We start from the raw sequence: 13,570 nt of genomic DNA on the forward strand, positions 1-13,570 counted from the left end.
ATCGGCTAGCGAAGAATCTCGATAAGGAGAATCCAGGCGTAATAAATTGAAATGGCGAACGCGCACACGAGCTCGATCAGCACCCAGTACAGACCACCGCCGGCTCCGACCACAAGCGAGATCCCCCCGATGACAAGCGGCACAGTCGACACGAGTGCCAGAAGAAGGTTCTGTATCGTCCACTTCATCAAGAACTCGGCCCCGTGACGACGTAAGACGACGATCAGCATGACCCCGGTCACGACGACGCCGATGATCGAAAGCTCGATACCGAGCGAGAGCCTGGGTTGCCCGGGTGCCAGTGTCACCATGCAGATGAGCATCAGCGAGAACAGCAATGTGATCGACTGACCAGCCAGGGACGGCAGATGCTTCTCGGCGATGATCTGCTTGATGTTGATCGACACCGCCACGAAGATCAGACCAAGTAATGCCGCGGCCGCCCCAAGGACAGCTCCGAAAAGGTCGTGCCACTCGGCCGGCTGATAGGCGGTCATGGACGACACCCCACGATCATAGGGACGCTCGACCACCCGCCGCGGCGGGCAAGACGATGCCCCGAGAGTGCCGAAGATGGTCGAAACCTTCGGCGCACGCGGCACCATCCGCCGCTACCTCGGGCAAGACATGTCCGCGGGCTAGGCAGACACTCCTCGGCTCACAGCCGTCAGCAAAAGCGCTTCCTATCGCTTTCGTCCGACAGTCGGACCGATCCCGTCCGCCAGCCAGTTGACCGATTGCTGCGCGGCGGGGAGCGGACATCCGCATGCGGCTATGCGGCTGTACCTGACGCTGAAGTCGAGGGACAAGCCGAACGCACGGGAGCGACGCGGCCGTAGTGCGGAGGCCGTCGGCGCAATCACCGTTGGGCCGCGCCGTGCAGCGGGACCGCCAGGTCGCTTCTCCCTGTCCGCGGTGTGTATCCGCTCTCTCACCGTCGGATCCGGTTCACGCCGACGCCGTGCGAATCCGGACCTCGCGCTCCATGCGATTCTCATGACGCTGGCGGCCCTTGATCGCTTCGAGGTCCCGGCTTTTCGGCGGCGCGGCCGTCACCAGCTGGTCGAGCATTCGCCGGGTCGCATTCGCGATGTCGTCGATCGCCTGCTCGAACGCGGGAGTGTTCGCGCGGGACGGGTGCGTCGACCCGCTCACCTTGCGGACGAACTGGAGAGCGGCCTCCCGCACTTCGTCGTCCGTCGTCGGCGGTTCGAAGTTGTGAAGGCAGCGGATGTTCCGGCACATGCCTCCGACGATAAGCCGTGTCGTCGAGCACCACCGGCTCAGAGCCGCCCAACCCGCCGGAGCCGCCGAACCGGTGGGACACGATCGTGTCGGACGGAGGAATCAGGCCCAGTCCTCACTCTCCCGACCCGCCGGTGGACGTCTACGGTGTCTCCATCCGCTTCACTCGGTCGACCAGGAAGGGTGCGAGTAGCAGCGATGGCCCAGGGAGACCGCACAACGATCGCCCCGATCCTCGTGGCCGAGTTGCTCGTCGAGGGCGGGCGGATGCCGGTCTACGTGCATGTCATCGACCACCCCGACGCGCGCATCCTGGTCGACACCGGCATGACTGAACTGCACCCCGCGGTGGCGGACATGGATCCCCGCCTCACACCGCTGAGCGAGCAGGCCATCGACCTCGCCAGCATCGACATGGTCGTCAACACCCACCTGCACTTCGATCACTGCGGCGGCAACCACCTGTTCGCGGGCCGGCCGCTCTACGTCCAGCGCCAGGAGCTCGACGACGCGCTCAGTGAAGACGATTACACGATCCGGGAGTGGGTCGGGGCGCGCGGCGTGCAGTACGTGCCGGTCGAGGGCGAGCTCGAGCTGCTGCCCGGGCTCCGACTCCTTCCAGCGCCCGGGCACACCCGCGGGTCGCAGGTCGTCGTCGTCGAGACGGAGGCGCGTCCGGTCGTGATCGCAGGCGACACGGCAGTCTTCTTCGGCGACCTGGACGAGCCGCGCACCGAAGGGCAGCATCGGGTGCGCGCGCTCAACCCGGAGTCGGTCTGGCTCGCGCACGCGCACGACCCATGGCGGCCCCCGGTGCCGGGAGCTTCGCGGTTCACCTGACGTGTCGCCCTCGGCGGGTCCGTCCTCCCGTCTTCCGAACCGAGGTGTGGCCACAGTCTCGCCGTCCGGTCAGGGCTGGTACGTGCTCGGTACGTGATGCATGACCGGTTAGGGCGGTTCCCAGTCGCGGTCAGAGTCGTCGTTCAGGGCGGTATCGCTGACCAGGCCGCGATCATGAACCGCGATCGCCTTGAGGCGATCTAGCCGCAACTGGCGTTGCCGGCACGGGTTCGGCGTCTTTAGGAGGACCGCTTCCCGACGCTGGCCGCGACGGTTCGCCTGTGAGCGGTCTCGACCTGCAGCGTCGCGTGACCTGACCACGGTGAAAGAACTGCGAGAGCTCGGCCTGCGCGGTTCCCGTGAGCGCTGCGAAGCAGCACGGCCTTCGATCGGCCCGCGGAGCGCGGTGAGTGAACTCAGCGGAAGTCGCGGGAGGTGTGGCGGGCGCCGATCGGGAGGCGTTCGAAGCGGTCGGCGACGATGTTGATCACGCCCTCGGGAGAGCGTTCCAGGATGCCGCGCACGATCATCGCGGGTGCCTCGCGGGCGACCCGCCGGTAGCGCTGCCACACCCCGACCGAGGCGATCACGTTGATCATCCCGGTCTCGTCCTCGATGTTCAGGAACGTGATCCCGGAGGCGGTCGCGGGCCGCTGCCGGTGGGTGACGACCCCGCCGATCTCCACCCGGCGGCCCGACTCCGCACGCTTCAGCGCCGCGCCGGTGAGCACCCCGCGCTTCGCGAGGTCCGCCCGCACGTGCGCGACGGGGTGGTCGTCGGGGGAGATCCCGGTCGCCCACAGGTCGGCGGCGACCCGGTCCATGCCCGTCGTCTCGGGCAGCAGCGGCGGCTGCACGACGATCGAGGTGTGCGGCAGGGTGTCCGGCCGCTCCTCCGCCGCGGATCCGGCGGCCCATAGCGCCTCCCGGACGCTCATCCCGAACCCCTCGAATGCACCGGCGGTCGCGAGCGACTCGAGCTGCGCGCTCGTCAGCCCGATCCGGCGGGCGAGGTCGCGCAGGTCCCGGTAGTCGCCGTGCTCGGTCCGCTCGAAGACGATCCGCTGCGCGAGCGTCGCGCCGATGCCGTTGATCGCCGCCAGTCCCAGTCGCACCGCGTGCTGCGCGTCGCGCCGATGCAGGGCGTTCTCCACCGGCGCCGCAGGGTCGAATGCGCCGACCGGCGGCTGCTCGCCGAGGCAGGCGGCCGTTCCCTCCTGAACGGCACCGTCGATCCGCTCCATCCCCGCCTCGGCGAGGGACCGGTTGATGTCCGGCCGCCGCACGACCACACCGTGCCGGCGGGCGTCCGCGGTGAGGGAGGCGGGGGAGTAGAAGCCCATCGGCTGCGCCCGCAGCAGCGACGCGAGGAACACGCCCGGGTAGTGCAGCCGCATCCATGCGGAGGCGTACACGAGCAGGGCGAACGACAGGGAGTGGCTCTCCGCGAAGCCGAAGTTCGCGAACGCCTGGATCTTCGAGTAGATCTCATCGGCCGAGTCACCGGTGATCCCGTTGCCGGCCATTCCGGCGTACAGCTTGTCCTTGAGTGACTCGATCTTCTCGATCCCGCGCTTCGACCCCATCGCGCGGCGCAGCAGGTCCGCGTCCTCGCCGGTGCAGCCACCGACCGCCATCGCCACCTGCATCAGCTGCTCCTGAAAGATCGGCACCCCCAGCGTGCGCTTCAGCACCGGCTCGAGCAGCGGATGGAGGTAGGTGACCGGCTCGTCGCCGGTTCGCCGCCGCACGTACGGGTGGACGGCGCCGCCCTGGATCGGTCCGGGGCGGATCAGGGCGACCTCGATGGCGAGGTCGTAGAACCTGCGCGGCTGCAGGCGAGGCAGCGTGCCCATCTGCGCCCGCGACTCGACCTGGAACACCCCGATCGAGTCGGCGCGGCACAGCTGGTCGTAGACGCCCTGCTCCTCCTTCGGGATCGTCTCGATCGTCCAGCGCTCGCCGATGTGCTGCGCGGCCAGGTCGAACGCGTACTGCAGCGCCGCGAGCATGCCGAGGCCGAGCAGGTCGAACTTCACGAGCCCCATGTAGGCGCAGTCGTCCTTGTCCCACTGCAGCACCGTGCGCCCCTGCATGCGGGCGTGCTCGATCGGCACCACCTCGCCCACCGGGCGGTCGGTGAGCACCATGCCGCCGGAGTGGATGCCGAGGTGCCGCGGCGCCTTCAGCACCTGCTCCGCCAACTCGACGACCGGCGCGGGGATGTCGTGGTCGTCGGAGGAGGTGACCGCGCCCCAGCGCTCCACCTGCCGGCTCCACGCGTCCTGCTGCCCGGTGGAGGCGCCGAGTGCTTTGGCCATGTCGCGCACCGCGTTCTTCGGCCGGTAGGTGATCACGTTCGCGACCTGCGCCGCGTTCCGCCGACCATAGGTCGCGTAGACGTGCTGGATCACCTCCTCCCGCCGATCGGAGTCGAAATCGACGTCGATGTCGGGCTCCTCGTCGCGGAGGGAGGAGAGGAAGCGCTCGAACGGCAGGTCGTAGTAGATGGAGTCGACCGCCGTGATGCTGAGCAGGTAGCAGACCGCGGAGTTCGCCGCGCTGCCGCGGCCCTGGCAGAGGATCCCGCGCGACTTGGCGAAGTCGACGATCCCGTGCACGATCAGGAAGTAGCCGGGGAAGTCCTTCTCCTCGATCACCGCGAGTTCCCGCTCGATGCGGGCCAGGTCCGCCGGGGTAGCCCTCGGGTACTTCGTCGGGACGGCGTCGTGCACGAGCTGCCGCAGCCATGTCATCGGCGTGTGGCCCTCCGGCACGGGCAGCTTCGGCAGGCCGGGCTTCAGGCTGCGGAGCACGAAGCGGGTCTCGTCGGCGACCTCGACCGTCGTCTCGACCGCGCCCGGGTAGCGGATGAACCGCGTCTTCTGCTCGGCGCCGCTGCGGAGGTGGCTGACGGCGGCGGGCAGCCAGCCGTCCATCTCGTCGAGGCTGCGTCGGGCCCGCACGGCGGCCAGCGCGGTGGCGAGTCGGCGGCGCTCGGGAGAGGCGGCGTGTGCGTTCGACGTGGCGACCGTGCGGAGACGTCGGGCCTGCGCGAGCGCGGACAGGGCGTCGTTGGCGGAGCCGTCGAGCGGTCCGCCGGTGTCGAACAGCTCGACCACGACTCCGTCGCGGCCGAATACCTCGACCAGGCGGTCGAGCTCGCGGCCCGCCGCACCGGCGTCGAGCCCTGCGGGGGTGACGAGCGCCTGCCGCACCCGCCCCTTGCGGCAGCCGGTGAGGGCGATCACCTTCCCGGCGAGGCGATCGGCGATCATCGCCTCGTCGTACTCGGGTCGCCCCTTCTCCGCCTCCGCGGCGAGCTGTCTCGACCGCCTGTCGGCGGTCGACCCTGCCACTGTGTTCGTCGGGTCGGCGCAGTACAACTGCGCCTCCGTGATCACGCCGGACATGGCGTGGTAGCCGGCCGCGCCGCGGGCGAGCAGCAGCAGGTGAGAGCCCTCCGGGTCCGGCACGCCCTGCTGCGGCGCTCCGAGGCCCAGCGACAGCTCGGCGCCGAAGATCGTGTGCACGGGATGCTGCTCCGCCGCCTCCGCCATGCGCACGGAGCCGTAGAAGCCGTCGTGGTCGGTGAGGGCGAGCGCGTGCAGGCCGAGCCGGCTCGCCTCCTCCAGCATCTCCTCCGGCCCCGAGGCGCCGTCGAGGAAGCTGAAGTTCGAGTGGGCGTGCAGTTCGGCGTAGGGCACCGCCTGCGGGTCGTGCTCGGGGGGAGGCGTGACGGGCCGATAGGGGTGTCGCTTCAATGACCAGGCGGGGGAGTCGCCGCCGTCCGCACCGGCCGGCGGGCCGCCCGGGCGCCGCGAATCGCTGAGCCGGCGCTCGAACTCCGACCACGGGATCGGCGGGTTGCTGTACCCCATACGCATAGTATCGAACTCGTGTTCGATTTCCGCAACTCCGCACGCAGCCGCCCGGATCTCGGTCACCGTCCGTCCAGTCGGGGGCCTGCATCCGCGCTGCGGCCTGCACCGCAGTCCGGCCGCTGTACACACTCGTGCGGCGGCGTGCGCGAGATCGGGCAGCAACCGGTGTCGGGAGCGCCCGACGGCGGCGCCGTTACGCTTTCACCCAGGTAGAGCGCACCGACGCGCGAGCAGGAAGGACGAATCATGCCCGAAACCGCTTCGGAACCCTCGACCGAAACCCTCGAGAATCTCGCCCACGAGGACCGTCGCTTTCCGCCGTCGCCGGAGTTCGTCGCGCAGGCCAACGTCACCGAGAGCGCATACGCGGACGCCGACACCGACCGGGTCGCCTTCTGGGAGCGGGCCGCCGACCGCCTGACCTGGGGCGAGCGGTGGACGACCGCGCTCGACTGGTCCACCCCGCCGTTCGCGAAGTGGTTCGTCGGCGGTCGCCTGAACGTGGCCGTCAACTGCCTGGACCGGCACGTGGCGGCGGGCCTCGGCGACCGGGTGGCGTTCCACTTCGAGGGCGAGCCGGGCGACACCCGCACCATCACCTATCGCGACCTGACCGAGCAGGTCTGCCAGGCGGCCAACGCGCTGACCGACCTGGGCGTGCGCGCCGGCGACCGCGTCGCCATCTACCTGCCGATGATCCCGGAGGCCGTCGTCGCGATGCTCGCGTGCGCGCGCCTGGGTGCGCCGCACACCGTCGTCTTCGGCGGCTTCGCCGCGGAGTCGCTGGCAACCCGCATCCTGGACTGCGACGCCCACGTCGTGATCACCGCCGACGGCGGTTACCGCCGCGGCGCTCCCAGCGCGCTGAAGCCCGCAGTCGACGAGGCGCTGCAGCAGTGCCCGGACGTGACCGCCGTGCTGGTCGTCCGCCGCACCGGGCAGCCGATCGAGTGGACGGAGGGCCGCGACCGCTGGTGGCACGACACGGTCGGTCAGGCGCCGACCACCCACCAGGCCGAGCTCTTCGATGCCGAGCACCCCCTCTACGTGATGTACACCTCCGGCACCACGGGCAAGCCGAAGGGGATCCTGCACACCTCCGGCGGTTACCTGACGGGCGTCGCGTGGACGCAGTACGAGGTCTTCGACCTGAAGCCCGAGACCGACGTCTACTGGACCGCCGCCGACGTGGCGTGGGTGACCGGCCACAGCTACATCGTCTACGGACCGCTCGCGAACGCCTCCACCTCGGTGATCTACGAGGGCACCCCCGAGACGCCGCACCGCGGACGCTGGTGGGAGATCGTGCAGAGGTACGGTGTCACGATCCTCTACTGCGCGCCGACCGTCATCCGCACCTTCATGAAGTGGGGGGCGGAGGTGCCGGCGCAGTACGACCTGTCGTCTCTGCGGGTCATCGGTTCGGTGGGGGAGCCGATCAATCCCGAGGCGTACGTCTGGTATCGCCACCACATCGGCGGCGACCGCACCCCGGTGGTCGACACGTGGTGGCAGACCGAGACCGGGTCGATGATGGTCAGCCCCCTGCCCGGGGTGACCGCCGGCAAGCCCGGCGCCGCGATGCGCGCGCTCCCCGGGATCGCGGTGGATGTGGTGGACGATGCCGGAGTCGGCGTGCCGGACGGCGCGGGCGGCTACCTGGTGGTCACCGAGCCGTGGCCGTCGATGCTGCGCACCATCTGGGGCGACGACGACCGGTACGTCGACACCTACTGGTCGCGGTTCCCCGGCAAGTACTTCGCCGGCGACGGGGCCAAGAAGGACGACGACGGCGACCTGTGGCTGCTCGGGCGCGTGGACGACGTGATGAACGTCTCCGGTCACCGCCTGTCGACGACCGAGATCGAGTCCGCGCTCGTCGCCAATCCCAAGGTGGCCGAGGCGGCGGTCGTCGGCGCGTCCGACGAGATGACCGGTCAGGCCGTGGTCGCGTTCGTGATCCTGCGGGCAGAGGCCGGCGACGGAGGGCCCGAGGTGGCGAGCGAGCTGCGCGAATTCGTGGCGACGCAGATCGGCAAGATCGCCCGTCCGCGGCAGATCATGGTCGTCGCCGAGTTGCCGAAGACCCGGTCGGGCAAGATCATGCGACGCCTGCTGCGCGACGTGGCCGAGCACCGGCCCGTCGGCGACGTGACGACGCTCGCCGACTCCAGCGTGATGGCGACCATCAGCGCGGGGATGGCGGCGGCGGCTCCGGAGGACTGAGCGGGGCCGGGTGAGCTCTTCCGGTCTTCGACCCACCTCAACCGCGCCTCAGCCCGCCGGCGCCCCGATCCCGATCGTCGCGAGCTGCAGGTTGTGGTCGGAGCCCTGCAACTCCGGAACGAACGCGGTGCCGTTCAACGCGAGCACGTTGGCGTAGGCGAACGTGTTCGGGGAGTGCAGCAGCAGGATGTAGTCGATGCGGCTGGCCGGAGTCGTGCGCGGGATCACGTGCCGCGGGTAGCCGTCGTCCGGTCCGTCGTTGCCGTTGCCGGAGTTCTGGGTGCCGTACTGGATGCCGACGCGGTTGGTCGTGGCGGCGGCGTCGACGTAGCCGGCGCGGATGAATGCAGTCGGTGCCGCGTTCTGCTGGCGCACCGGGTCGGCGTTCAGGTCGCCGGTGAAGACGATGGGCAGGTGTTCGGTGTTCAGGCGGTCCAGGTAGGCGATCAGCCGGGTGGCCTCCTCGGCGCGGAGTGCCACGATCTGCGCGGTGTTCCCGACCGGGAAGTGGCTGGCCACGGCGATGAAGCGCCGGTTCGTCCCGTCGAGCATCGTGAACCGCGCCCAGGACGCCCAGCGGTCCCCGATCGCAGGCGTCCACCCCGGCACCTGCAGGTCGAAGACGGGGGAGACGAAACCGTTCGCCTCGGGATGCAGGCGGGTCGGGTCGTAGAAGATGTGCGCCCCGGCGGTGACCGCGTTGTTCCACTCCGGGTGCTGCAGCATCTCGAGGTGCACGAGCCGGTAGGCATCGGGCGTCGCCAGGGCGTAGGGCGCAGGTCCGGTCGCCAACTGGCCGGCCAGGTCGGAGTCCATCGAGTCCGCGCTGCACCAGATGTTCGCGGCGGGGTCGTTCCCGCTGATGCAGGGCCGCACGAGCGAGGTCGACAGCTCGGCCGTCGTCAGCAGGTCGGGATGCGCCCGCTCGATCGTGGCCACGACGCGCGGCTTCCGCGCGGCCCACTGGTCGGCCACGGTGAAGCCCTTGCTGGCACCGACGCTCTGCACGTTGAACTCGCCGACCGTCAGGCGGCTGCTGTCCGCTGCGGGGGCGGGCGGGCCCGCGAGCGCCCACGCACCCGGATCGGAGAGTCGCAGGCGGGCTGCACTGTCGTTCCCTGTCCCCTTGACCGGGTGGAGGCTCACGGAGTTGGTCTGCAGCACGCGCACGAACACCGGCTGCGCGCTGGTGGAGCCGAGCTGCGGCCGGAGCGCCTCCGGCACGGTCAGCACCACGCTGCGGGTCGTCGCCGGCAGCCACGTGGAATGGAAGCGCAGGGTCACAGCCAGCAGGTCGGCGCCGGCCGCGACGGCCACGTGGGTCGCGGTCCCACCGCCGCTCCAGCGCACGCGCACCCGGTTCGCTCCGGCGGCGGTCGCGGTGACGCCGGTCACCGGGGTCGGCAGCCCGGCGGAGGGAGTCGTCGTGCGCACCGGCGAGCGCAGGGTGCGGCCGTTCGTCAGCTCGGCGGTGACCTGCATCCAGAGGGTGCGCTCGTTCTTCAGCGAATGCAGGATCGCGTGAGTCAGCGTCGTATGCTTCGTCGTCGCCGCCGACATCGACTTGTGGCGGCTGATCCGCACCGCGTAGCGCTTCGCGTGCGGCACCGCGTGCCAGGACACCGACACGGTTCGGTTGCCGGCGATGAGGTGCGTCAGGCTCACTGGGGGCTTCGCTGTGGGCGTGGCCGCCTGCGCCGGCCCGATGACTCCGCCGCCAGCGAGCAGCGCACCGGCGAGCGTCGCGACGAGCGCCCCGACCACGGCTGTGCGCAGTCGACGGGCATGGCCATCGGAGCGGTGCATGGGTCGGGACATCGTTCGGTGCACGGCGGACCCCCCTCGTCGGCTCCGGGCAGCGGAACCAGCACGGTACGCGGCGGGCGTCCTCGGACACTCCTGCCACGCGGCAGTGGAGGTGCGCGACTAGGGGTCCCCGATGCCCAGCCAGGCCATTTGCAGGTTGTGGTCGGTGCCCTGGTACGCGGGCGTGAAGCGGTTTCCGGTCAGGTGCAGCACATTCGTGTAGCGGAATGTGACGGGCGAGTGCTTGACCAGGATGTAGTCGATGCGGCTGGTCGGGTAGGCGTGCTCGACGGCGTGCACCGGATAGCCCGGGTCGGCGCCGTCGGTGCCGTTCGTGCCGTTGGACGTGCTGTACCGGATGCCGCTGCGATGTGTCGTCGCCGCTGCATCCGCGTAGCCGTGCTGCACGAAGACGGTTGCGGCCGGCTTCGGGTCCCGAACGGCGTCGGCGTTCAGGTCGCCGGCGAATACGATGGGGGTCGGGCCCGCCAGGTGGTCCAGGTACGCGGTGAGTCGCTCCGCCTCCTCGTGGCGCAGAGCGACGATCGCGGCGGTCTTGCCGACGGGAAAATGGGTTGCCACGGCGTAGAACCGCCGGTTCGTGCCGTCCAGCAGCTGGAACTCGCCCCAGGAGCTCCAACGGTCCCCGATCGCGGGCGTCCACTCATCCATGTGCAGGTCGTAGACCGGTGAGATGTAGCCGTGCGCCAGCAGCGTCATCTTCTCGGGGTCGTAGAACAGGTGCGAGCCGTCGGTGACCGCGCCGTCCCATTTGCGCCCGTCCCGCGCCATCTCGGCGTGGACGGCCGCGTAGGCGTCCGCGGTCGCCAGGGCGTAGGGGTGCGGTCCCGTCGCAAGCGCGCGGGCCAGGTCCATGTACTGCGTCTGGTCGGTGCACCAGCGGCTGAGGCTGGGGGCGTTGCCGGCGGGGCAGGGTGCCGTCAGCTGGGTGGAGAGCTCGGCGGTCGCCAGCAGATCCGGATGCGATGCCAGCACGGTGGCAGCGATCCGGGGCAGCCGCGCCGGCCACTGGTCACCCGCCGTGAACGTGGCCGTGGCGCTGACGCTCTGCACGTTCAGTTCGCCGACGGTGATGCGGCTGACGTGCTCGGTGGGTGTGTTCGGGGTTCCAGCCATCGACCAGGTGCCGGGTGGTGAGAGCCGGAAGGCGTGGCGGGCGTCGAAGAAGAGCTCCTTCGCCGGCTGGGCGGTCGTGGCGTTGGATGCGATCACCTTCACGAAGACGGGCTGACCGCTGACCACGCCCAGCTTGTCGCGGAGCCGCTTCGGCACGGTGATCGTTACCGACCGGGTGGTCGCCGGCAGCCAGGCGGTGGTGAAGCGGTTGAACCGGGTGATGCTGTCGGAGCCGGCCGCGACGGCCACCTTCGTCGCGCGGCGGATGCCCGGCCAGCGAACCAGGATGCGGTTCGCCCCGGCGCCGCGGGCCGTCACTCCGGTGATCGGCTGCGGGACGCCCGCCGCCGGCGTTCCCGACGCCGTGGCACTCACGCGGTCGCCGGTGCGGGCGTGCGATGTGACACGCACCAGATACGGCGTGCCGTCCGTCAGGCCTTTGAACCGCGCGTGCAGGCCGGCGGTGCGGGCCGTGCGCGTGGGATGGTGCGGGGCGGTCAGGACCACGTCGTAGCGGGTGGCGTGAGGGACGGCCGCCCACGCGACGGTGATCGTGCGGTGACCGGCGACGACCCGCACGACGGGCGCGCCGGCGCCGCTCGCGTCGGCGGACGGACCGACCGCGACCGCGAGCGGTACCAGGGCCAGGGCGAGCGCCACCAGCAGTACGACGCCCGCTCGGCGGGCTCGCACAGCGGTGGGTATCGGAGGCACGTGGGACTCTCTCATCGGACTGGCCGGTACGGGCCGGGGGAGTCGGGAGGCGCCACGTTAGTGCCCTGCGGGTCCCGAACGGGCCGCGGCCCGCCCCCTCTTCTCGGGTCGCGCGTCTTCTTGGGCGCGTTCCCCTCTAGGGCGAGCGCCGCCGGACCGTGCGCAGGCGCTGTCTAGGCTGAGGCGATGACGGCGCTGAATCTCACCCGGCAGCGCCCGCTCGCCGATCGCAGTTCCTCAACGCCGTATCCGGTCGACGGCCCCGCCGACGCGCCTGTCGACGGACGCCCGGCCGAGGTACTCACCGCCGGTCGCCCCGCCCGTGGCCTGCTCGACCGGTTCGGCCGGACCGCGACGGATCTGCGGATCTCGGTGACCGAGAAGTGCTCGCTGCGCTGCACGTACTGCATGCCGGCGGAGGGGCTGCCCGCGATACCCGGGTCCGATCTGTTGACGCCCGCGGAGATCGGCCGGCTGGTCGGTATCGGCGTGCGCGAGCTGGGGGTGCGCGAGGTGCGCTTCACCGGCGGCGAGCCGCTGCTGCGCGCCGACCTGGCCGACATCATCGCGGCCGCTCGGCAGGCCGCGCCGGCCGTTCCACTCGCCATCACCACCAACGCGGTCGGCCTGGACCGGCGCCTGCCCGCGCTGCTCGCCGCCGGCCTGAGCCGGGTCAACGTCTCCCTCGACACCCTGGACCGCGAGCACTTCGCGCGCCTCACCCGCCGCGATCGCCTGCCGGCCGTGCTCACCGGCATCGAGGCCGTGCAGCACGCCGGCCTGACGCCGCTGAAGGTCAACGCCGTCCTGATGCGCGAGACCCTGGCCGATGCGCCCGACCTGCTCGCGTGGTCGCTGCAGCGCGGCGTCCGGCTGCGCTTCATCGAGCAGATGCCCCTCGACGCCGACGGCGTCTGGACGCGCGACGGCCTGGTCGGCGCCGCCGAACTGCTGGCACTGCTGGAGCGGCGCTTCGACCTGGTGCCGGTGGGCCGCGACGATCCGCACGCACCGGCGGAGGAATGGCGTGCTGTCGAGCGCACCACGACCGGGACGTCGACAGCGACCCCGCGCTCCGGGACCGTGGGCATCATCGCCTCCGTCACCCGTTCGTTCTGCGTGGAGTGCGACCGCACGAGGCTGACCGCGGAGGGCAGCGTGCGCGCCTGCCTGTTCGGCGACGACGAAACCCCGCTCGCCCCCCTGCTACGCGGCGGCGCTCCCGACCGGGTCGTCGCAGACGCCTGGCGGGCCGCGATGTGGGGCAAGCAGGCCGGGCACGGGATGGACGACGCCGACTTCCGCCGCCCGATCCGCAGCATGGGAGCGATCGGTGGCTGAGCCGATCGACGTCACCGTGCGCTACTTCGCCGCTGCCGCCGAAGCCGCGGGCCGCGAGCAGGAGGTGCTGCAGGTCGCCCCCACCGCCGGTGCCCTGCGCGCCGAACTCACCGCCCGGTACGGGCCGGCGATGGCGCACGTGCTGCAGATCGGCTCGCTGCTGGTCGACGGCGTGGTCACCCGCGACCCCGACCGCCCGGTGCGCGCCCGCGTCGACGTGCTGCCCCCATTCGCCGGCGGCTGACCCCCGCCCTCTCCTCCCGCCCCGCCCTGTTCCGCCCCGATCGCGCGAGGAATTCAGGACTTTTCGAGGATCTGAGCCGAACTCGGCCCGGTTTCGCCTTCATTCCTCGAAATCGCCTGGATTCTTCGAGGCG

9 protein-coding genes are annotated in these 13,570 nt (G+C 70.8%); 4 read left to right on the forward strand and 5 right to left on the reverse strand.

What is annotated here, in order from left to right; all coding sequences use genetic code 11:
- Window positions 1-5: 5 nt before the first annotated feature.
- Both ACFE7H_RS01300 and ACFE7H_RS01305 read right to left on the reverse strand, forming a co-directional pair.
- Window positions 6-497, reverse strand: a complete 492-nt coding sequence (locus ACFE7H_RS01300) for a hypothetical protein (protein ID WP_375399381.1) — start codon at window positions 495-497, stop codon at window positions 6-8.
- A gap of 451 nt (window positions 498-948) precedes the next feature.
- Window positions 949-1,245 (reverse strand): DUF2277 domain-containing protein, encoded by a 297-nt coding sequence (locus tag ACFE7H_RS01305; protein ID WP_375399382.1) that lies wholly within the window; start codon window positions 1,243-1,245, stop codon window positions 949-951.
- 198 nt (window positions 1,246-1,443) lie between these two features.
- On the opposite strand from ACFE7H_RS01305, the gene ACFE7H_RS01310 reads away from it, so the two are divergent.
- A complete protein-coding gene (locus ACFE7H_RS01310) occupies window positions 1,444-2,085 on the forward strand; it encodes an MBL fold metallo-hydrolase (protein WP_375399383.1) in 642 nt (213 codons plus the stop codon).
- Window positions 2,086-2,501: 416 nt separating this feature from the next.
- Here ACFE7H_RS01310 and ACFE7H_RS01315 read toward each other — a convergent pair whose 3' ends face one another.
- Window positions 2,502-5,966, reverse strand: a complete 3,465-nt coding sequence (locus tag ACFE7H_RS01315; protein ID WP_375399384.1) for an error-prone DNA polymerase — start codon at window positions 5,964-5,966, stop codon at window positions 2,502-2,504.
- A 249-nt stretch (window positions 5,967-6,215) separates the two neighbouring features.
- On the opposite strand from ACFE7H_RS01315, the gene acs reads away from it, so the two are divergent.
- Entirely contained in the window at window positions 6,216-8,195 is a 1,980-nt protein-coding gene (acs, locus tag ACFE7H_RS01320) for an acetate--CoA ligase (RefSeq protein WP_375399385.1), read from the forward strand.
- 48 nt (window positions 8,196-8,243) lie between these two features.
- Here acs and ACFE7H_RS01325 read toward each other — a convergent pair whose 3' ends face one another.
- Both ACFE7H_RS01325 and ACFE7H_RS01330 read right to left on the reverse strand, forming a co-directional pair.
- Window positions 8,244-10,001: a hypothetical protein gene (locus ACFE7H_RS01325; protein ID WP_375399386.1), complete on the reverse strand. Its 1,758-nt coding sequence runs from the start codon at window positions 9,999-10,001 to the stop codon at window positions 8,244-8,246.
- A gap of 120 nt (window positions 10,002-10,121) precedes the next feature.
- A complete protein-coding gene (locus ACFE7H_RS01330) occupies window positions 10,122-11,852 on the reverse strand; it encodes a hypothetical protein (RefSeq protein ID WP_375399387.1) in 1,731 nt (576 codons plus the stop codon).
- Between the two features lie 186 nt (window positions 11,853-12,038).
- Here ACFE7H_RS01330 and moaA point away from each other — a divergent pair, with 186 nt between their 5' ends.
- Both moaA and ACFE7H_RS01340 read left to right on the forward strand, forming a co-directional pair.
- On the forward strand, window positions 12,039-13,193 hold the full coding sequence (gene moaA, locus ACFE7H_RS01335; RefSeq protein ID WP_375399388.1) for a GTP 3',8-cyclase MoaA: 1,155 nt from the start codon (window positions 12,039-12,041) through the stop codon (window positions 13,191-13,193).
- A complete protein-coding gene (locus ACFE7H_RS01340) occupies window positions 13,186-13,437 on the forward strand; it encodes a MoaD/ThiS family protein (protein ID WP_375399389.1) in 252 nt (83 codons plus the stop codon). The genes moaA and ACFE7H_RS01340 overlap by 8 nt, the downstream gene beginning before the upstream one ends.
- Window positions 13,438-13,570 lie beyond the last annotated feature (133 nt).

Source organism: uncultured Amnibacterium sp., assembly GCF_964250715.1.
Lineage (GTDB): Bacteria > Actinomycetota > Actinomycetes > Actinomycetales > Microbacteriaceae > Amnibacterium.